General features: G+C 65.8%; 19 protein-coding genes and 1 tRNA gene. 7 read left to right on the top strand and 13 right to left on the bottom strand.

What is annotated here, in order from left to right; translation table 11 throughout:
* Positions 1-4 precede the first annotated feature (4 nt).
* The 5 genes from BM004_RS28385 to BM004_RS28365 all read right to left on the bottom strand — a co-directional run bounded on the left by BM004_RS28385 (position 5) and on the right by BM004_RS28365 (position 5,194).
* Positions 5-970, bottom strand: coding sequence for a prepilin peptidase (locus BM004_RS28385; protein WP_093218510.1), 966 nt, complete (start codon positions 968-970; stop codon positions 5-7).
* Positions 970-2,199, bottom strand: a complete 1,230-nt coding sequence (locus tag BM004_RS28380) for a type II secretion system F family protein (protein ID WP_093218509.1) — start codon at positions 2,197-2,199, stop codon at positions 970-972. The genes BM004_RS28385 and BM004_RS28380 overlap by 1 nt, the downstream gene beginning before the upstream one ends.
* Before the next feature lie 27 nt (positions 2,200-2,226).
* A complete protein-coding gene (pilB, locus tag BM004_RS28375) occupies positions 2,227-3,960 on the bottom strand; it encodes a type IV-A pilus assembly ATPase PilB (RefSeq protein WP_093218507.1) in 1,734 nt (577 codons plus the stop codon).
* Between the two features lie 113 nt (positions 3,961-4,073).
* Positions 4,074-4,150 (bottom strand) — tRNA-Pro (locus BM004_RS28370).
* 51 nt (positions 4,151-4,201) lie between these two features.
* Positions 4,202-5,194: a polyprenyl synthetase family protein gene (locus tag BM004_RS28365; RefSeq protein WP_093218506.1), complete on the bottom strand. Its 993-nt coding sequence runs from the start codon at positions 5,192-5,194 to the stop codon at positions 4,202-4,204.
* 190 nt (positions 5,195-5,384) lie between these two features.
* Between BM004_RS28365 and rplU the strand changes: the two genes are divergently transcribed.
* From rplU to proB, 4 genes are all read left to right on the top strand, one after another.
* Positions 5,385-5,696 (top strand): 50S ribosomal protein L21, encoded by a 312-nt coding sequence (rplU, locus tag BM004_RS28360; RefSeq protein WP_042578903.1) that lies wholly within the window; start codon positions 5,385-5,387, stop codon positions 5,694-5,696.
* A gap of 12 nt (positions 5,697-5,708) precedes the next feature.
* Positions 5,709-5,969: a 50S ribosomal protein L27 gene (gene rpmA / locus BM004_RS28355; RefSeq protein ID WP_007833244.1), complete on the top strand. Its 261-nt coding sequence runs from the start codon at positions 5,709-5,711 to the stop codon at positions 5,967-5,969.
* Positions 5,970-6,040: 71 nt separating this feature from the next.
* The gene (cgtA, locus tag BM004_RS28350) at positions 6,041-7,117 is read left to right on the top strand and encodes an Obg family GTPase CgtA (protein WP_093134838.1); all 1,077 of its coding nucleotides are present in this window, start codon (positions 6,041-6,043) and stop codon (positions 7,115-7,117) included.
* An 80-nt stretch (positions 7,118-7,197) separates the two neighbouring features.
* Positions 7,198-8,337, top strand: a complete 1,140-nt coding sequence (proB, locus tag BM004_RS28345; RefSeq protein ID WP_093134840.1) for a glutamate 5-kinase — start codon at positions 7,198-7,200, stop codon at positions 8,335-8,337.
* A gap of 52 nt (positions 8,338-8,389) precedes the next feature.
* On the opposite strand, the gene BM004_RS28340 is transcribed toward proB, so the two are convergent.
* Together BM004_RS28340 and BM004_RS28335 are read right to left on the bottom strand one after the other, a co-directional pair.
* Positions 8,390-8,839, bottom strand: a complete 450-nt coding sequence (locus BM004_RS28340; protein ID WP_256220088.1) for a CNP1-like family protein — start codon at positions 8,837-8,839, stop codon at positions 8,390-8,392.
* A gap of 91 nt (positions 8,840-8,930) precedes the next feature.
* The gene (locus BM004_RS28335; RefSeq protein WP_093134845.1) at positions 8,931-9,599 is read right to left on the bottom strand and encodes an RNA pyrophosphohydrolase; all 669 of its coding nucleotides are present in this window, start codon (positions 9,597-9,599) and stop codon (positions 8,931-8,933) included.
* 147 nt (positions 9,600-9,746) lie between these two features.
* Between BM004_RS28335 and BM004_RS28330 the strand changes: the two genes are divergently transcribed.
* Both BM004_RS28330 and BM004_RS28325 read left to right on the top strand, forming a co-directional pair.
* A complete protein-coding gene (locus BM004_RS28330) occupies positions 9,747-11,492 on the top strand; it encodes a proline--tRNA ligase (protein ID WP_093218504.1) in 1,746 nt (581 codons plus the stop codon).
* Positions 11,489-12,172, top strand: a complete 684-nt coding sequence (locus BM004_RS28325; protein WP_093218503.1) for a lytic transglycosylase domain-containing protein — start codon at positions 11,489-11,491, stop codon at positions 12,170-12,172. Before BM004_RS28330 ends, BM004_RS28325 begins: the two co-directional genes overlap by 4 nt.
* Positions 12,173-12,189: 17 nt before the next feature.
* Here the strand turns inward: BM004_RS28325 and BM004_RS28320 are convergent, their stop codons facing one another.
* The 6 genes from BM004_RS28320 to hemA form a co-directional block, all read right to left on the bottom strand.
* Positions 12,190-13,500, bottom strand: coding sequence for a polyamine export protein PaeA (locus BM004_RS28320; RefSeq protein ID WP_093134852.1), 1,311 nt, complete (start codon positions 13,498-13,500; stop codon positions 12,190-12,192).
* Positions 13,501-13,552: 52 nt separating this feature from the next.
* A complete protein-coding gene (locus BM004_RS28315) occupies positions 13,553-14,059 on the bottom strand; it encodes a cupin domain-containing protein (RefSeq protein ID WP_093218502.1) in 507 nt (168 codons plus the stop codon).
* A 24-nt stretch (positions 14,060-14,083) separates the two neighbouring features.
* Positions 14,084-14,410: a Grx4 family monothiol glutaredoxin gene (gene grxD, locus BM004_RS28310; protein WP_093134857.1), complete on the bottom strand. Its 327-nt coding sequence runs from the start codon at positions 14,408-14,410 to the stop codon at positions 14,084-14,086.
* Between the two features lie 29 nt (positions 14,411-14,439).
* Positions 14,440-15,291, bottom strand: coding sequence for a peptide chain release factor N(5)-glutamine methyltransferase (gene prmC, locus BM004_RS28305; RefSeq protein WP_093218497.1), 852 nt, complete (start codon positions 15,289-15,291; stop codon positions 14,440-14,442).
* Positions 15,291-16,379 (bottom strand): peptide chain release factor 1, encoded by a 1,089-nt coding sequence (gene prfA / locus BM004_RS28300; RefSeq protein ID WP_093218496.1) that lies wholly within the window; start codon positions 16,377-16,379, stop codon positions 15,291-15,293. Before prfA ends, prmC begins: the two co-directional genes overlap by 1 nt.
* A 108-nt stretch (positions 16,380-16,487) precedes the next feature.
* A complete protein-coding gene (gene hemA, locus BM004_RS28295) occupies positions 16,488-17,759 on the bottom strand; it encodes a glutamyl-tRNA reductase (protein ID WP_093218495.1) in 1,272 nt (423 codons plus the stop codon).
* 121 nt (positions 17,760-17,880) lie between these two features.
* On the opposite strand from hemA, the gene BM004_RS28290 reads away from it, so the two are divergent.
* Entirely contained in the window at positions 17,881-18,159 is a 279-nt protein-coding gene (locus BM004_RS28290) for a hypothetical protein (protein WP_093218494.1), read from the top strand.
* Positions 18,160-18,181: the final 22 nt, after the last annotated feature.

Below are 18,181 nucleotides of genomic sequence, written 5' to 3'. Positions count from 1 at the left end.
CGTGTCAGTGGATCAGTGCGCCCAGGGGGAAGGCGAACGGAATCCAATGCCTCACGACTTCAGGGCCTGCAACGAGGCAGATGAGGCCCGCTCCGGCCAGGAAGGGGCCGAAGGCGATGGGAATGTCCTTGTGCGCCAGCTTGCCGGCCACGCGCAGCGTGATGCCGATCACCGCGCCCACCAGCGAAGACACGAGGATGATCGCGATGAGATAGTCCGCGCCGAGCCATGCGCCCAGCGCGGCGAGCAGTTTGAAGTCTCCATAGCCCATGCCTTCCTTGCCCGTGACCAGGCGAAAGGCATGGTACACAAACCAGAGGCTCAGGTAGCCGAACACCGCGCCCCAGAGGGCCGAACTCAGCGGCACGCCGGTCCAGCCCATGGCCGCACCGATCAGCCCGAGCCAGAGCAGCGGGTAGTTGAGCGAGTCCGGCAGGAACTGGGTGTCGAAATCGATCAGGAACTGGCAGACCAGCAAGGCACCGAAGGCCGCCCAGAGCGCGCCCGACGGCGTGATACCGAAGCGCCACGCGCACAGCGCGAAGAGGCCGGCCGTGACCAGCTCGACCAGCGGATAGCGCGGGCTGATGAAGGTCTTGCACGACGCGCAACGCCCACGCAGCGCGGCATAGCTCAGCACGGGGATGTTCTCGTACCAGCGGATCTTGTGGCCGCAGGCGCCGCAGCGCGAGGCGGGGCGGGTCAGGTCGAAAGGAGGCTGCGCTTCGATGACCTCGGCCGCCTTGTCCGCCGCGGCTTCCAGCCCCGCAGGCGAAGCGACCTTCGGGCCGAAGGCCAGCGACCACAGCGAGGGCGCGTCCTTCGACGACATGAGATTGGCGACCGCATCGGCGAGCCAGTCGCGGTACATCATCACCGGCGTGCGGTAGATGACGACGTTGAGGAAGCTGCCGATCAATAGCCCCAGCACACCGGCGAACGCGGTGTCGAACTCCCTCGAAACGAGCATCAGACGACCTGGCCGAGCTTGAAAATGGGCAGGTACATCGACACCACGATACCGCCGATGATGGTGCCCAGGAACACGATGATGATGGGTTCCATCAGGCTGGACAGGCCGGCGACCATGTCGTCCACTTCGGATTCGTAGAAGTCGGCGGCCTTGCCGAGCATGTGGTCGATCGAGCCGGATTCTTCGCCGATGGCGGTCATCTGGATGACCATCGAGGGGAAGAGGTTCACGTTGGTCATGGCCGCGGTGAGGCTGGTGCCGGTGGAGACTTCCTGCTGGATCTTTGCGGTGGCGTCGCCGTAGACGGAATTGCCGGAGGCGCCGCCCACGGAGTCGAGTGCTTCGACCAGCGGCACGCCAGCGGCGAACATGGTGGCAAGCGTGCGGGTCCAGCGGGCAACGCAGGATTTTTCGATCAGTGTGCCGAAGATCGGGATGCGCAGCAAAACGCGATCCATGGCTCTCTGGAAGCGCTCATTGCGTTTCCAGGCCTGCAGGAAAAAATAGATTCCGCCGCCGATGCCGCCGAAGATCAGCCACCAATATGAAACGAAGAATTCACTCATTCCCATCACAAACAGAGTCGGTGCAGGCAGATCAGCTCCGAACGAAGTGAATACCTGTTTGAACGCCGGAATCACGAAGATCATGATGATGGCCACGACCACGAACGCCACGACGACCACTGAAGTGGGGTACATGAGCGCCGACTTGATCTTCGACTTGATCGCCTCGGTTTTTTCCATGTACGTGGCCAGTCGGTCCAGCAGGTCTTCCAGGATACCGGCCGCTTCGCCTGCCTCCACCAGGTTGCAGTAGAGGTTGTCGAAGTACTTCGGGAACTTGCGGAATGCGGCCGATAGCGAGGTGCCGGTTTCCACGTCCGTACGGATATCGTTGAGCAGCTTTGCCACGCTTGCGTTCGCGTTGCCGCGGCCGACGATGTCGAAGGACTGCATCAACGGGACACCAGCCTTCATCATCGTCGCCAACTGGCGCGTGAAGATTGCGATGTCCTTGGGTTTGATCGCCTTGCCCGAGCGCATGCGGCGCTTCTTGATCTTCGAGGCAAGCACGCCTTGGCGGCGCAGCGCGGCCTGCACCTGGTTTTCTCCGGCGGCCCGAAGTTCGCCGCGTACCAGTTTGCCGTTACGGTCCTTGCCTTCCCACTCGAAGACAAATTCCTTGTGGGTGGGCTGTGAGCGGGTGGATGCCACGGTTGCCATTCGATCTCCGGTTTCTCGGTGTGTTCGTTATAAGTTGGTGCAGGCCACCACTTCTTCGAGCGAAGTGAGACCTTGCATGACCTTGCGCAAGCCCGATTGCCGCAGCGAACGCACGCCTTCGGCCTCCGACTGCTGCGCGATGTCGAGTGCGCTGCCGTCGCGCAGGATGATTTCCTGGATGGCCTCGGTGATCGGCATCACCTGGTAGATGCCGACGCGGCCCTTGTAGCCGCCGTTGCAGACTGAGCAACCAACTGGGCGATAGGGCTTCCAGCTTCCGTCCAGTGCATCTTCCTGGAAGCCAGCCTCCAGCAGCGTTTCTCGCGGAACGTCGGCGGGTGCCTTGCATGCGGGGCACAGCCGCCTTGCAAGCCGCTGCGCAGTGATCAGGATGACGCTCGATGCGATGTTGAACGGTGCGATGCCCATATTGCGCATTCGCGTCAGCGTGGTCGGTGCGTCGTTGGTGTGCAGCGTGGAAAGTACCAAGTGGCCGGTCTGTGCGGCCTTGATCGAGATGTCGGCGGTTTCCAGGTCGCGGATTTCGCCGACCATGATGATGTCGGGATCCTGCCGCAGGAAGGCACGCAGCGCGGCCGCGAAGGTCAGTCCAGCCTTTTCATTGACGTTGACCTGGTTGACGCCGGGCAGGTTGATTTCGGACGGGTCTTCCGCCGTCGCGATGTTCACGCCGGGCTGATTCAGCAGGTTCAGGCAGGTGTAGAGCGACACCGTCTTGCCCGAACCCGTCGGGCCGGTCACCAGCACCATGCCGTAGGGGCGGCCGATTGCGTGGAGGAGGCGTTCCTTTTCGTCGGCGTCGTAACCCAGCGCATCGATGCCCAGGCGGGCGCTGCTCGGGTCGAGAATCCGGATGACGATCTTCTCGCCGAACAGCGTGGGCAGGGTGCTCACGCGGAAGTCGATGACGCGGTCAGGCCCGATCTTGAGCTTCATGCGGCCGTCTTGCGGCACGCGCTTCTCCGAGATGTCGAGCCGTGAGATGACCTTGATGCGCGAGGCCAGCTTGTCCTTGATGACGGTGGGCGGGCTGGCGATCTCGCGCAATTCGCCGTCGATCCGGAAGCGCACACGGTACTGGTGCTCGTACGGCTCGAAGTGGATGTCCGAGGCTCGCATGCTGATCGCGTCGAGCAGCATCTTGTGCAGGAAGCGCACGACCGGCGCGTCTTCTACTTCTGCGACCGCTTGATCGTTGGCTTCGCTTGAAGTTTCAGCGGAAGCCTCGTCGAATTCGAACTCGCTACCAACGATGCTGTTGATGGTCTCCGCAGCGCTCGCAGCGGTGGCCTCGACCATGCGCGACAGCTTGTCGTATTCGGCGATGACCCAGTCGACACCCATCTGAGAGGCGAACTTGATCTTCTCCGCCGCCTGCTGATCCGAAGGATCGGCCGTCGCAACGATGAGACGGTTGTTGCGCTTGCTGAGCACCACGATGCGGTACGCGTGGCACAGCTTGGGGTCGAGCAGGTCCCTGGGCAGGCGCTGCGGATCGATGGCGTCGAGGTCGAGCAGCGGTGCGCCGAAGGCTGTCGACAGCGTGTGCGCCAGATCGGCTGCCGACACGGCACCGGAGCCCGTCAACTCCGCGATGAAGCTGGTACGGCCGCTCAGTGACTTTTGATAGATGTCCTCCGCGGATTTGGCGGGGAGCTTGCCGGCCGAGACGAGGGCACGCGCAAGCCCTGGGAGTGCGATTTGCGAGTTTTCTTTGACGGGAAGTTCGGCAGCGGCCATTCAGCAAATGCAAAAGATGTGAAAAAGTGCTTCACGATCATCGCTGAACAGGCCTGTGCTGTAAATCGCCACACAGCAACAGGCACGGCCATTTATTTATGCCAGCCAAAGGCTGGTCGGGGTGAGAGGATTCGAACCTCCGGCCTCTACGTCCCGAACGTAGCGCTCTACCAGGCTAAGCTACACCCCGATGGTTGCAAGAAAAAAGTAATCGTTCCTAGATGCCAACTCAATGAGGTGTTCAGGCACGTCGCTCAAGCAACTGAGCCGCCAATTGTAGCAAACCTGAAGCGTGCAAATTGGACGGGAAGCCTTTTAATGCGTGAATCGCGCGCTCTGCTTCGGCGGCTGCGGCTGCGCGCGAGGCGTCGAGGGCGCCGGTTTCGCGCACGATCTCGACGATCTTGCCCAGTTGCGCAGTGTCTCCGGCCTCGATGGCGGCGCGCACCAGTTCGCTCTGGGCAGAGGTGCCGCGCTGCATTGCAAAGATGAGCGGCAGCGTGGTCTTGCCTTCGCGCAGGTCGTCACCGACGTTTTTTCCGGTTTCCTGTGCATCGCCTGCGTAGTCGAGAACGTCGTCGATCACCTGGAAGGCGGTGCCAAGCGCTTGTCCGTAGGTGGCGCAGGCTTCCTCGACTTCAGGCGTGGCGCCGGCAAGAACGGCGGCGAGCCGGGTGCTGGCTTCGAAGAGCTTGGCGGTCTTCGAGCGGATCACTCGCAGGTAGGCCGCTTCGTCCAGTGATGCGTCGTGCATGTTCATCAACTGCAGCACCTCGCCTTCCGCGATCACATTGGTCGCCTCGGCCAGGATCTGCATCACGCGCATGTTGTTTGCGTCCAACATCATCTGGAATGCACGTGAATAGAGGAAGTCGCCGACCAGCACGCTGGCCGGGTTGCCGAACGACTCATTGGCGGTGGCGCGGCCACGCCGCAGGGTCGATTCGTCGACCACATCGTCGTGCAGCAGGGTCGCTGTATGGATGAACTCCACGACGGCCGCGAGATTGAAGCGCTGTTCGCCGGTATAACCGAGCGCGCCCGACATCAGCAGCAGCAGTGCGGGCCGCAGGCGCTTTCCGCCCGCGGAGATGATGTATTTGGAAACTTGGCTGACCAGCGGCACGCCTGTATCGAGGCGGCGGGCAATCACACGGTCGACTTCGACCATGTCGCCGGCAATCAGGTCCAGCACTGTGGCGGTGGGGGGGGTGTCGGCGGCGGGAACTGGCAAGGCGTGGGCGCAGAGCGCTGCTGGAAGGGGGCGACCCAAGTAAAAAGAGGGTCGGAAGCCTCAAATTATAGGGAGCCATCGCCTTGCGCCGGTTACGCGCCGGGCTCGGGCTGGCTCGCGACCGCAAACCGCGCTATAATCTTGGGCTCTGCGGAATTCGCTGCGGAGACTCAATTTCTAAGAGGTTTACATGTACGCGGTCATAAAAACCGGCGGCAAGCAGTATCGCGTTGCTTCCGGCGAAAAAATTAAAGTAGAACAGATTGCTGCGGACGTAGGCCAGGAAATCGTGATCGACCAGGTTCTGGCTGTCGGAAACGGCGCTGAAATCAAGGTTGGCACGCCCCTGGTGTCCGGCGCAACGGTGACAGTCACGGTACTGTCGCACGGCAAGCACGACAAGGTCGGCATCTTCAAGATGCGCCGTCGCAAGCACTATCAGAAACGTCAAGGCCATCGCCAGCAGTTCACCGAACTGCAAATTGGCGCGATCGCCGGCTAAGGAGCACATTCCATGGCACAGAAAAAAGGCGGCGGCTCAACGCGAAACGGGCGCGATTCCAAGCCCAAGATGCTCGGCGTGAAGGCGTTCGGCGGCGAACTGATCAGCGCAGGCTCGATCATCGTGCGCCAGCGCGGCACCCAGTTCCACCCCGGCGTGAACGTCGGCGTGGGCAAGGACCACACGCTGTTTGCCCTGGTCGACGGCCACGTGTCGTTCGGTCACAAGGGTGCTCTGAACAAGCACACGGTCAACGTGACCCCCGCGGCGTAAGCCTCGCAGTCACTTCGATCACCCGAGGCCCCGCATTGCCGGGGCTTCTTCATTTGTAAACTGGACATCCCATGAAGTTCGTCGACGAAGCCTTCATCGACATCGCCGCGGGCGATGGCGGCAACGGCTGCGTGTCGTTCCGTCATGAGAAGTACAAGGAATTCGGCGGCCCCAACGGCGGCGACGGCGGCCGCGGCGGCCACGTCTTCGCGGTAGCCGATTCCAATCTCAATACCCTGGTCGACTTCCGCTACTCGCGCCGCCACGAGGCCAAGCGCGGCGAGCACGGCATGGGCTCCGACATGTTCGGCGCCGCGGGCGATGACATCACCCTGAAGATGCCGGTCGGCACGATCATCTCCGACGCCGAAACGGGCGAGGTGCTGTTCGAGCTGCTGAACGAGGGCGAGGTCATCACCATCGCCAAGGGCGGCGACGGCGGCTTCGGCAACATGCGCTTCAAGAGCGCCATCAACCGCGCGCCGCGTCAGAAGACGCCCGGCTGGCCTGGTGAGAAGCGCAGCGTCAAGCTCGAGCTGAAGGTGCTGGCCGACGTGGGCCTGCTCGGCATGCCCAATGCGGGCAAGTCGACGCTGATCAGCGCCATCTCCAATGCCCGTCCGCGCATCGCGGACTACCCCTTCACCACGCTGCACCCGAACCTCGGTGTGGTGCGCGTCGGTCCGGAGCAGAGCTTCGTGGTGGCCGATCTCCCTGGTCTCATCGAAGGTGCCGCCGAAGGCGCCGGCCTGGGCCATCTCTTCCTGCGCCACCTGCAGCGCACGCGTTTGCTGCTGCACGTCATCGACATGGCGCCGTTCGACGACGCCGTCGACCCGGTCGCGCAGGCCAAGGCCATCGTCGGCGAGCTCAAGAAGTACGACGCTGCGCTCTATGAAAAGCCGCGTTGGCTCGTGCTCAACAAGCTGGACATGGTGCCGGCCGAAGAGCGCCCGGCGCGTGTCAAGGACGTCGTGAAGCGCCTTCGCTTCAAGGGCCCGGTGTTCGAGATCTCGGCGCTCACGCGCGAAGGCTGCGAGCACCTGGTGCAGGCCGTCTACCAGCAGGTCAAGGCGCAGCAGGTGGCCGAGCAGGAGCCGGTCGTCGTCGATCCGCGTTTCGTGCCGCTGCCACCCGAGGGCACCTGAGCGGCACCGCCGCACCGCCTCGCGGTGCTGCCCAAAGACAGACAGACAACACAGCAGCATTCAAGACCGCACCGCCCCAAATGACCTCGAACTCCGGATCCACTGCCTTGCGGGACGCCCGCCGAATCGTCGTCAAGGTGGGCTCCAGCCTCGTGACCAACGAGGGGCGCGGTCTTGATGAAGCGGCCATCGGCGAGTGGTGCCGGCAGCTCGCGGCACTGGTGCGCGATGGGCGCGAGGTCGTCATGGTGTCTAGCGGCGCGATCGCCGAAGGCATGAAGCGCCTTGGCTGGCGCACCCGCCCGCATGAAATCAACGAGCTGCAGGCGGCCGCGGCCGTGGGCCAGATGGGCCTGGCCCAGATGTACGAGACCAAGTTGCGCGAGAACGAGATCGGCAGCGCCCAGGTGCTGTTGACGCACGCCGACCTGGCCGACCGCGAGCGCTACCTCAACGCACGCTCCACGCTCGTCACCTTGCTCAAGCTGGGCGTGGTGCCCGTCATCAACGAGAACGACACCGTCGTCAACGACGAGATCAAGTTCGGCGACAACGACACGCTCGGCGCGCTCGTGGCCAACCTGGTCGAGGCCGACGCGCTGGTCATCCTGACGGACCAGAAGGGCCTGTACACCGCAGATCCGCGCAAGGACCCCGACGCCAAGTTCGTCCACGAAGCCGCTGCCGGCGACCCGGCGCTCGAGGCGATGGCAGGCGGCGCGGGGTCGAGCATCGGCCGCGGCGGCATGATCACCAAGATCCTCGCGGCCAAGCGCGCCGCCGGGTCGGGCGCTTCCACCGTCATCGCGTGGGGCCGCGAGCCCGAGGCGCTGTTGCGCCTGACGCGCGGCGAGTCGATCGGCACCCTGCTGGTGGCGCAGACCGCCAAGCACCAGGCCCGCAAGCGCTGGATGGCCGATCACCTGCAGCTGCGCGGCGCCGTGGTCGTCGACGCAGGCGCGGCCGCCAAGGTGCGCGCAGAAGGCAAGAGCCTGCTGCCGATCGGCATGACCAGCGTTTCGGGCGAGTTCTCGCGCGGCGACGTCATTGCCGTGCGCGACGACAGCGGTGTCGAACTGGCGCGCGGTCTTGCCAACTACTCGAGCGTGGAAGCACGGCTTTTGTGCCGCAAGCCGTCGACCGAGTTCGAACGGCTGCTGGGCTACGTGGCGGAGCCTGAAATGGTCCACCGCGACAACATGGTGTTGATGCCGGGCTGAAAATAAAAAACGGGGCACAAGGCCCCGTTGTTGTTTGTCTCTCCGTGCAGGTTTACTGCACTTCCCGCACCGGGTTCCGCAGGTTCTGCACCATCGCTCCCACCGAGTCGCGCGGCGCGTTGCCGCGGCACAGGGCCTGTGTCGACAGAGCTCGCGTGTAGCTGGAGTTCATGTCGTTCAGGCGCTTCCACTCCGGCTTCGGCGTGTCCTGCCAGGCGCCGTTGTTGTAGCGGGCGTAGCTCTTCATTTCCGCGGTCGAGCAGCGCACGCCCTCGTAGAAGGCGTTCACTGCGCCGCCGCTCTTGTTGTGCGCGACCACCACGTAGCGAACGATGCCGTCGCCGGTGATGGCGATCGTCTGCGGGTCGACCCCGAAGCGCAGGCTCATGTACGGCGGCATCTCGATCGGCAGCAGCCGGCTTTCGCTGAAGGTCGGCGGCGCTGGCGTGGCGGTCTCTTCCCACTCCCTGTCCGTCTCGTAGCGCTTCGGTGGAGGTGGCATGCCTGCCTGCGCCCAGTCGGGGTTCTCCGTGTCGTGCGGACCCGATGCGCATCCCGCGAGGATGCCGAAGCAGGCGAGGAGGAGGGCGCGTTCAGCGTGGCGTCGGAAGGAAGGGCGCTTTGTTGTGGGGAAGAGGAGGTTCATCGCTCGCGGAAGGAATGTCGGGATGCGGATCGAAACTGCCGCCGGGCGGCAGGTCCAGTCCGGGAGGCGCTCCGGCGTCCAGCGAGTGGCGCTCGAACTCTCGAGCACGCACGTTGCTGCGCAGGAAGCGGTTGCGGAAATCCTGCCGTGGCAGGTAGCGAGCAAGCTCGGTCAGCGCCATCTCGTAGACGCCGCGCTTGAACTCGACGACCACGTCGAGCGGCACCCAGTAGTCGTGCCAGCGCCAAGCGTCGAACTCCGGATGGTCGGTGGCACGCAGGTTGAGATCCCAGTCGTGGCCGACGAGTTGCAGCAAATACCAGATTTGTTTCTGGCCCTTGTAGTGGCCCCGTGCGTCACGGCGGATGAACCGATCCGGCACCTCGTAGCGCAACCAGTCGCGGGTACGGGCCACGATGCGCACATGCTCCGGGTGGAGCCCCACTTCCTCGTGCAGTTCCCGAAACATGGCTTGCTCGGGACTCTCGCCGCGATCTATGCCGCCTTGCGGGAACTGCCAGGAATGTGTGCGTATGCGCTTGCCCCAGAAAACCTGGTTTCTCTGGTTGAGCAGGATGATGCCGACGTTGGGCCTGAAGCCGTCCCGGTCGAGCATAATCAAACCCCAATTTTTGAACTGAGTCGATTATGCATGCCGGGGTGCCCCCGGCAAGCTGCCGATGCCAGGCTCTCAGGGTCTCTCCGGGGGAGCAGTCCCCCACTTCCGAACCTCGAATCCAGCCAATCCATCACCACGATCCCGATGAAAGCTTCCCGATTTTTTGTCTCCACCCTCAAGGAAGCGCCGGCTGACGCAGAGGTCGCGAGCCACCGGCTCATGACGCGTGCCGGCATGATCAAGAAGCTCGGCACGGGCATCTACACCTACATGCCCATGGGCCTGCGCGTGATCCGCAAGGTCGAGGCGATCGTGCGCGAGGAAATGAACCGTGCCGGTGCCGTCGAGATGACGATGCCCGTGGTGCAGCCCGCCGAGTTCTGGCAGGAGACCGGCCGCTTCGAGAAGATGGGCCCCGAGCTGCTGCGCATCAAGGACCGCCACGACCGCGACTTCGTGATCCAGCCGACCAGCGAAGAGGTGGTGACCGACATCGCGCGCCAGGAGATCCGCAGCTACAAGCAGCTGCCGAAGAACTTCTACCAGATCCAGACCAAGTTCCGTGACGAGCGCCGTCCGCGCTTCGGCCTGATGCGCGGGCGCGAATTCATCATGAAGGACGCCTACAGCTTCGACCGCGACCTCGACGCCGCCAAGGCCAGCTACCAGGTCATGGCACAGGCCTACCGCAACATCTTCGATCGCTTCGGCCTGCGCTACCGCGCCGTCGCGGCCGACAGCGGCGCCATCGGCGGCGACCTGAGCGAAGAGTTCCAGGTCATCGCCGCGACGGGCGAGGACGCCATCGTCTACTGCCCCGACAGCAATTACGCGGCCAACATGGAAAAGGCCGAGGCGCTCGCTCCGGCCGGCCCGCGTCCCGCCGCCGCCAACGCGCTCGAGAAGACGCCCACCCCGGGCAAGAGCACTTGCGAAGACGTGGCCGTGCTGCTCGGCGTGCCGTTGTCGACCACGGTGAAGTCGCTCGTGCTGGCCACCGAGATCGTCGACGCCGCCGGCAACGCCAAGGGCTCGCAGGTCTGGCTGCTGCTGCTGCGCGGCGACCATGACATGAACGAGATCAAGGTCGGCAAGCTGCCCGGCCTCGACAAGGGCTTCCGCTTCGCGACCCTGGCCGAGATCGACGAGCACTTCGGCTGCAAGCCGGGCTACCTGGGCCCGCTCAACCTCAAGAAGCCCGTGAAGATGGTGGCCGACCGCGAAGTGGCGGTCATGGCCGACTGGATCACCGGTGCCAACGAGGCCGACTTCCACATGACCGGCGTCAACTGGGGCCGCGACCTGCCCGAGCCCGAAATCGTGGCCGACCTGCGCAACGTGGTGGCGGGCGACGCCTCGCCCGACGGCAAGGGCGTGCTGGCCATCGAGCGCGGCATCGAGGTGGGCCACGTGTTCGTGCTGGGCACCAAGTACAGCAAGGACATGAACGCCACCTACCTCGACGAAGGCGGCAAGCCGCAGTTCCTCGAGATGGGCTGCTACGGCATCGGCATCACGCGCCTGCCCGCCGCCGCCATCGAACAGAACCACGACGAGCGCGGCATCATCTGGCCCGACGCGATCGCGCCCTTCACCGTGGTGGTCTGCCCGATCGGCATGGACCGCAGCGCCGAGGTCAAGACCGCCGCCGAGGCGCTCTACGAAGAGCTGCTGGCCAAGGGCGTCGACGTGCTGCTCGACGACCGCGGCGAACGCCCCGGCGCGATGTTCGCCGACTGGGAGCTCATCGGCGTGCCGCACCGCGTGGTCATCTCCGACCGCGGCCTGAAGGAAGGCCAACTGGAATACCAGGGCCGCCGCGACACCGCTGCCACCAAGGTGCCTGCGGCCGGCATCGCCGACTTCATCGCCGGCAAGCTCGGGAAATGAGCCTGGAGGGCGGCCTCTCGCGACGCCAGTGCCTGGGCGCCGCCGTGACGGCCGCCGGTGCCCTGGCCGGGCTGTCGCTGCCGCAGACCGCCCTGGCCGGTGCACAGATCGAGGAGCCGCTGATCGACTCGGTGCGCACCGCGTTGAGCTCGGCCATCCACAACAAGGCCCCGCCGGTGCCGCAGTTCGCGAACACCGACGCCCGGCTGGCCTACCTGCGCTGGCTCGGCGAGATGAGCGAGCGCCTCAAGAAGAAGGTGGCCGACGCGCCGTCTCGCATCGAGTTCCTGCAGACCGCCTGGTACGAAGCCAAGCGCTCGGGGCTCGAGGTGAGCCTGGTGCTGGGGCTGGTGCAGGTCGAGAGCAACTTCCGCAAGTTCGCGGTGTCCAGTGCCGGCGCGCGCGGCTACATGCAGGTCATGCCGTTCTGGACGCGTGTGATCGGCGACAGCGACTCGGCCAAGCTCTTCCACATGCAGACCAACCTGCGCTTCGGCTGCGTCATCCTGCGCCACTACCTCGACCGCGAGAACGGCGACCTGTACATGACGCTGGGCCGCTACAACGGCAGCCGCGGCAAGTCGCCGTACCCCAACGCCGTGTTCGCGAACCAGCGGCTCTGGGCCTTCAGCGACAAGGAACGCGAGCGGGACAACAAGGACCGCGTCGCCGCGGGCTGAACCGCGGTCGAGTCCCGTCAGCCGGCCGGCGCCTTCGCGGTGCCCGAGCCCTTCGTGACCATCACCTGGTCGATGCGGTAGCTGTCCACGTCCATCACCTCGAAGGTGTAGCCGCCCCAGGTCACGTTGTCGGTGCGCTTGGGCACGCGGCGCAGCATCACCATCAGGAAGCCGGCGAGCGTTTCGTACTCTTCGGGGTGCGGCAGCTCGTCGATGTGCAGCGCGCGCTGCACGTCCTGGATGGGCGTCACGCCGTCGATGAGCCACGAGTTCTCGTCGCGCTGCACGATCTGCTCTTCGTCGGGCATCGACACCAGGTCGCCCATCACCGTGCTCATCACGTCGTTGAGCGTGATCACGCCCACCACCAGGCTGTACTCGTTGACGATGATCGCGAAGTCTTCATGCGCCTGCTGGAACTGCTCGAGCACTTCGGTGAGCGACAGCCGGTCGGGAATCACCAGCGCCTTGTGCAGCGGCAGGCCCTGGTCGAAGGCCAGCGGCTGGCCGCTGAGCACGCGCTGGAACATGTCCTTGGCGTCCACGTAGCCCAGCACATGGTCGATGTCGCCGTCGCACACCGGGTAGGCCGAGAAGGGCTCGGCCACGATGCGCGCGCGCAGCACGGTCTCGGGGTCGTCATGCAGGAACCAGGCGATGCTGTCGCGCGCGGTCATCACGCTGCTCACCAGGCGCGTCTCCAGCTCGAACACGTTGGCGATCACCTGCTGCTCGCGCACCGCGAGCACGCCGGCGCGCGCGCCGGCTTCGGTCATGGCGAGGATGTCGGCGGAGGTGATCTTGTCGTCGCGCGCCATCGGCATGCCCAGCACCTTGAACAGCAGGTCGGTGCAGCGCGTGAAGAACCACACCAGCGGCTTGAAGGTGGTGATGAGCAGCTGCATCGGCCCGACCATGCGCACCGCCAGCTGCTCGGGGTTGCTCATGCCCAGGCGCTTGGGGAACAGGTCGGCGAACACCAGGAACACCGCGATGACGATCACGAACGAGCAAAGGAAGGCCACGCTGGCCGAGGCCTCCACGCTCAGCCAGCGCTCGAAGAAACCCGCGAAGTAAGGGCTCAGCGAACCCTCGCCGACCACGCCGCCGAGGATGGCCACCGCGTTCAGGCCGATCTGCACCACGGTGAAGTAGTGGCCGGGCTGCTCCTGCACACGCAGCACCTTCTCCGCGCGCGGGTCGCCCTCGTCGGCCATCTGGCGCAAACGCAGGCGGCGCGAGGCGGCCAGGGTGATTTCGGCAAGGGAGAAGAACGCGCTCAACGCGATCAGCAAGACGATGATGAGCAGGCTTTGGGTCAGGGTCATGGTGGCACTGTGAAGAGCGCCATGGTGCCATGACTCGGCCCGCTGGAAACGCTCAGACGCCGCCGTGCGGGTGGGTCGGGTCGACCCAGAGTACCGATTCGGGCTTTTCCACAGGCTCGATGTCGAGGTTCACGGCCACTGCCTCGCCGTCGCTGCGGCACAGCACGCATTCGAGCGGCTCGGTCGCGCTGGCGTTGATTTCCTGGTGCGGCACATAGGGCGGCACGTAGATGAAGTCGCCCGGTCCGGCCTCGGCCGTGAACTCGAGCTTCTCGCCCCAGCGCATGCGGGCCCGCCCGCGCACCACGTAGATCACCGACTCGAGCGGGCCGTGGTGATGGGCGCCGGTCTTGGCGTCCGCGTGGATGGTGACGGTGCCGGCCCACAGCTTTTGCGCACCGACACGCGCGAAGTTGATGGCGGCCGCCCGGTTCATGCCGGGCGTCTGCGCGGTATTGACGTCGAGCTGGTTGGCGCCGACCACGCGCACGCCGTCGTGCTTCCAGGCCGGTGCGGCCTCATGGCCGTCGTCATGCGGGTGGCCGTGATCGTGGCTCATGGCGTGCGCCGTGAAATCAGGCGATCAGGCCGGGCTGCCGTTCACCACTTGCTGCAGCTCGCCGGATTCGTACATCTCCATCATGATGTCCGAGCCGCCGATGAACTCGCCCTTCACGTAGAGCTGCGGAATGGTGGGCCAGTTGCTGTATTCCTTGATGCCCTGGCGAATGCCGTCGTCTTCGAGCACGTTGACGGTCTTGAGCGCCTTGGTGTCGACACCGACCGCCTTCAGGATCTGGATCGCGCGGCCCGAGAAGCCGCACATCGGGAAACTGGCGTTGCCCTTCATGAAGAGCACGAGTTCGTTGGTTTTGACGAGATCGTCGATGCGTTGTTGAGCGTCGGACATGGGGACTCCTGAAAAGTGGGCTGAGGGGATTATTTCACTGCGCGCCAGATTCCGCCGGAGCAGCGCGGGATGCCGGCGAGGTCGTCGCGGCTTTGCACCTCGGCAAAACTGCGATCGGCGAGCAGTTGGCGCACGGCGGCGGCCTGGTCGTGGCCGTGTTCGAGCAGCAGCCAGCCGCCCGCTGCGAGGTGCGCGGGGGCGTGGCGCACGATCTGGCGGATGTCGTCGAGGCCGTCGGCGCCCGCGACCAGCGCGGAAACGGGTTCATGGCGCAGGGCGGGCAGGTGCGGATCGCCGGCGGCGATGTACGGCGGGTTGCTGGCGATGACCATGTAGCCGCTGGCGGCGCCGTCGAGCCAGTTCGCCTGGGCGAAGCGCACCGGCAGGCCCAGGCGCCTGGCGTTGGCTTCGGCCACCGCAAGCGCATCGGCGCTGGCATCGACCGCATCGACCTGCGCGTCGGGCCGGGCGTTCTGCAGCGCCAGTGCGATGGCGCCGCTGCCGGTGCCGAGGTCGAGCACGCGCGGGGCGGGCTGGCCTTCGAGGCACAGCAGCGCCCATTCGACCAGCGTCTCGGTGTCCGGGCGGGGCACCAGCACGCGGGCATCGACGTGCAGGTCGAGGCCGTGGAATTCCTTCTCGCCCAGCAGGTAGGCCACCGGCTCGCCCGCCAGGCGGCGCGACAGCTGCGCGGCCAGCGCGGACCAGGCCGCCTCGGGCATGGCGTCGGTGTCGTGCGCCAGCAGCCACGCCCGGTCGTGCGGGGCCCGGCCCAGCGCATGCAGCAGCAGCAACTGCGCGTCGAGCCGGTCCGCGCCCAGCGCAACGGCCGCGGCCAGCGCCTGCGCCACGGTCGACGGCAACGGGTTCCCGGTGTCCATCACGCCGGCAGGCTCGACTCGAGCTCGGCCAGTTGTTCGGCCTCGCGCGCGGCGCGCAGTGCTTCGAGCACGTCGCCCATGTCGCCCTCCATGATGGCGAGCAGCTTGTAGAGCGTGAGGTTGATGCGGTGGTCCGTGAGCCGGCCCTGCGGGAAGTTGTACGTGCGGATGCGGTCGGAACGGTCGCCGCTGCCGATCAACCCCTTGCGCATGGCGGCGTCCTTGGCGGCGCGCTCGCTGCGCTCCTTCTCCTGGATGCGCGCCGACAGCACCTGCAGCGCCTTGGCCTTGTTGCGGTGCTGGCTGCGGTCGTCCTGGCATTCGGCCACGATGCCGGTCGGAATGTGCGTGATGCGCACGGCCGAGTCGGTCTTGTTGATGTGCTGCCCGCCGGCGCCGCTCGCGCGGTAGGTGTCGATGCGCAGGTCGGCGGGGTTGATCTGCACCGCCACGGTTTCATCGGGCTCGGCCAGCACGGCGACCGTGCAGGCGCTGGTGTGGATGCGGCCTTGTGTCTCGGTGGCCGGCACGCGCTGCACGCGGTGGCCGCCCGACTCGAAGCGCAGGTGGCCGAACACGTCGTCGCCCGAGATGCGCACCACCACTTCCTTGTAGCCGCCGAGCTCGCTCTCGCTCTCGCTCACCACCTCGCAGCGCCAGCCGGCGCGCTCGCAGTAGCGCGTGTACATGCGCAGCAGGTCGCCCGCGAACAGGGCCGATTCGTCGCCGCCCGTGCCCGCGCGGATTTCGAGGAACGCGTTGCGCGCGTCGTCCGGGTCCTTGGGCAGCAGCAGGCGTTGCAGCTCTTCCTCGAGCTGGACCAGCTCGGCCTCGGCGCCGTCGATTTCTTCCTTCGCCATCTCGGCCATGTCGGGGTCGTCGAGCATGTCCCGGGCGCCGGCGATGTCGGATTCACGCTGCTTGAAGCGTTCGTAGCGGCCCGCGATCTGCGTGATTTCGGCATGCTCGCGCGAGATGGTGCGGTACTGCGCCATGTCGCTCATGATGTCCTCGCGCGAAAGCAGGAAGTCGAGTTCGCCCAGGCGCTGGGCATAGCGTTCGAGTTGGTGGCGCAGGAAGGATTTCACGGCTGAAAAGGACTCGGGAAAGCTCGAAAAAATGAGGAGTGCCGCCGTGCGGCCGCAGGGCGCATGAAGAAGCCGCGGCCGCGAAGGGCCCGGCGCCGACCAGCGTCGCTAACGCTCTTTGCGCAGGAACAGGCGCGAGATGGTCTGCGCCGTCTGTTCGCGCGAGGCGGCGTCGCCCGCGTGCAGCTCGGCCATGGCGCCGTGCATCATCTTCTGCGTGAGCCCGCGCGACATGGCCTCGAGCACGGCCTCGACCGGTTCGCCCTTGGCCAACAGCTTGCGGGCGCGCGCCATCTCGGCGGCGCGCCACTCGTCGGCCTGCGCGTTGAGCTGCTGGATCAGCGGCACGGTGCCGCGCTGGCCCAGCCAGTGCATGAAGCTCTGCACGCCGGCGTCGATGATCACTTCGGCCTGCGCCACGGCGGCCTGGCGGTTGGCCTGGCCCTGTTGCACGACCTGTGCGAGGTCGTCCACGGTGTAGAGGTAGATGTCCTCGAGCGCCTTCACTTCGGGCTCGATGTCGCGCGGCACGGCCAGGTCGACCATGAACATCGGGCGGTGCTTGCGTGCCTTGAGCGCGCGCTCCACGGCGCCCAGGCCGATGATCGGCAGCGTGCTGGCGGTGCAGCTCACGATGATGTCGAACTCGGCCAGCCGCGAGGGCAGGTCGGCCAGCCGCATGGCCTCGCCGCCGAAGCGCGAGGCCAGCTTCTCGCCGCGTTCGAGCGTGCGGTTGGCAATGGCGATCGACTTGGGTTCCTTGGCCGCGAAGTGCGTGGCCGCGAGGTCGATCATTTCGCCCGCGCCGACGAACAGCACGCGCGTGGTGCGCAGGTCTTCGAACAGCTGGCCGGCCAGGCGCACGGCGGCGGCGGCCATGCTGATGGAGTGCGCGCCGATCTCGGTGGCGGTGCGCACTTCCTTGGCGACGGCAAACGAACGCTGGAACAGCTGGTTCAGCGTGCTGCCGAGCGCGCCGGCGGTTTCGGCCGCGCGCACGGCGTCTTTCATCTGGCCGAGGATCTGCGCTTCACCAAGCACCATCGAGTCGAGCCCGCTGGCCACGCGGAAGGCGTGGCGCGCGGCTTCGTCGTTGTGCAGGGTGTAGGCATGGGAGCGCAGCAGGGCCGGGGCCACGCCGCCGCTTTGCGCCAGCCAGCCGAAGGTGTGGTCGAGCGCGATGTGCTCGGAGGCGCAATAGATCTCCGTGCGGTTGCAGGTGGAGATGATCGCGGCCTCGACCTGGGGGTGGTGGCCGGGGGCAAAGGAACTGCGCAGGCTCTGCAGCGTCGGGGCGATCTGGTCGAGCGCGAACGCGAAACGACCGCGCAGATCGAGCGGCGCGGTCGTGTGGTTCAAGCCAAGAGCCCAGACAGACATGCGCGTGATTATAAAATCAGCAGCCGCACCAGGCTTGCGCGGGGACAAATGGCTTTCCCTATGACAGCCATACCCCTTGCCGCATGGCCTCGCGCCTGCGGCCCCCTCCCGATACACCCCGATGGACCTGCTGGCCCTCCTGAATCACCTGCTTAATTTTGTGGCACCCGCGGCCTTCCTGGCGCTGGTGCTGGCCTTTGCCGGGCGCTTCCTGGGCGGCCGGCGCGCTGGCGTGCCGGGCTGGTGGGTGCAGTGCGCGTTCACCTTCCTTGCAGGCGTCGCCGTGCTGGTGGCCGGCCTCGTGGTGTCCGGGCGCGACGGGCTGATGACGACCTATGCCGCGCTGGTGGTGGTCTGCGGCGTCGTCCAGTGGCTGGCGATGCGCGGCTGGCGCCGCTGAAAGCCAGGCGAGCCGGGCCGGC

It is taken from the genome of Variovorax sp. OK212, from assembly GCF_900112425.1.
Taxonomy (GTDB): domain Bacteria; phylum Pseudomonadota; class Gammaproteobacteria; order Burkholderiales; family Burkholderiaceae_C; genus Variovorax.
Note: the sequence above shows the minus strand (reverse complement) of the source record. Positions and strands in the feature narration are given on the sequence as shown.

Bases quoted from the DNA above. Each gene is read 5' to 3' on its own strand.
- BM004_RS28385 (WP_093218510.1), bottom strand. From the start codon at position 970: ATGCTCGTTTCGAGGGAGTTCGACACCGCGTTCGCCGGTGTGCTGGGG.
- BM004_RS28380 (WP_093218509.1), bottom strand. From the start codon at position 2,199: ATGGCAACCGTGGCATCCACCCGCTCACAGCCCACCCACAAGGAATTT.
- pilB (WP_093218507.1), bottom strand. From the start codon at position 3,960: ATGGCCGCTGCCGAACTTCCCGTCAAAGAAAACTCGCAAATCGCACTC.
- rplU (WP_042578903.1), top strand. From the start codon at position 5,385: ATGTACGCGGTCATAAAAACCGGCGGCAAGCAGTATCGCGTTGCTTCC.
- rpmA (WP_007833244.1), top strand. From the start codon at position 5,709: ATGGCACAGAAAAAAGGCGGCGGCTCAACGCGAAACGGGCGCGATTCC.
- cgtA (WP_093134838.1), top strand. From the start codon at position 6,041: ATGAAGTTCGTCGACGAAGCCTTCATCGACATCGCCGCGGGCGATGGC.
- proB (WP_093134840.1), top strand. From the start codon at position 7,198: ATGACCTCGAACTCCGGATCCACTGCCTTGCGGGACGCCCGCCGAATC.
- BM004_RS28340 (WP_256220088.1), bottom strand. From the start codon at position 8,839: ATGCCACCTCCACCGAAGCGCTACGAGACGGACAGGGAGTGGGAAGAG.
- BM004_RS28335 (WP_093134845.1), bottom strand. From the start codon at position 9,599: ATGCTCGACCGGGACGGCTTCAGGCCCAACGTCGGCATCATCCTGCTC.
- BM004_RS28330 (WP_093218504.1), top strand. From the start codon at position 9,747: ATGAAAGCTTCCCGATTTTTTGTCTCCACCCTCAAGGAAGCGCCGGCT.
- BM004_RS28325 (WP_093218503.1), top strand. From the start codon at position 11,489: ATGAGCCTGGAGGGCGGCCTCTCGCGACGCCAGTGCCTGGGCGCCGCC.
- BM004_RS28320 (WP_093134852.1), bottom strand. From the start codon at position 13,500: ATGACCCTGACCCAAAGCCTGCTCATCATCGTCTTGCTGATCGCGTTG.
- BM004_RS28315 (WP_093218502.1), bottom strand. From the start codon at position 14,059: ATGAGCCACGATCACGGCCACCCGCATGACGACGGCCATGAGGCCGCA.
- grxD (WP_093134857.1), bottom strand. From the start codon at position 14,410: ATGTCCGACGCTCAACAACGCATCGACGATCTCGTCAAAACCAACGAA.
- prmC (WP_093218497.1), bottom strand. From the start codon at position 15,291: ATGGACACCGGGAACCCGTTGCCGTCGACCGTGGCGCAGGCGCTGGCC.
- hemA (WP_093218495.1), bottom strand. From the start codon at position 17,759: ATGTCTGTCTGGGCTCTTGGCTTGAACCACACGACCGCGCCGCTCGAT.
- BM004_RS28290 (WP_093218494.1), top strand. From the start codon at position 17,881: ATGGACCTGCTGGCCCTCCTGAATCACCTGCTTAATTTTGTGGCACCC.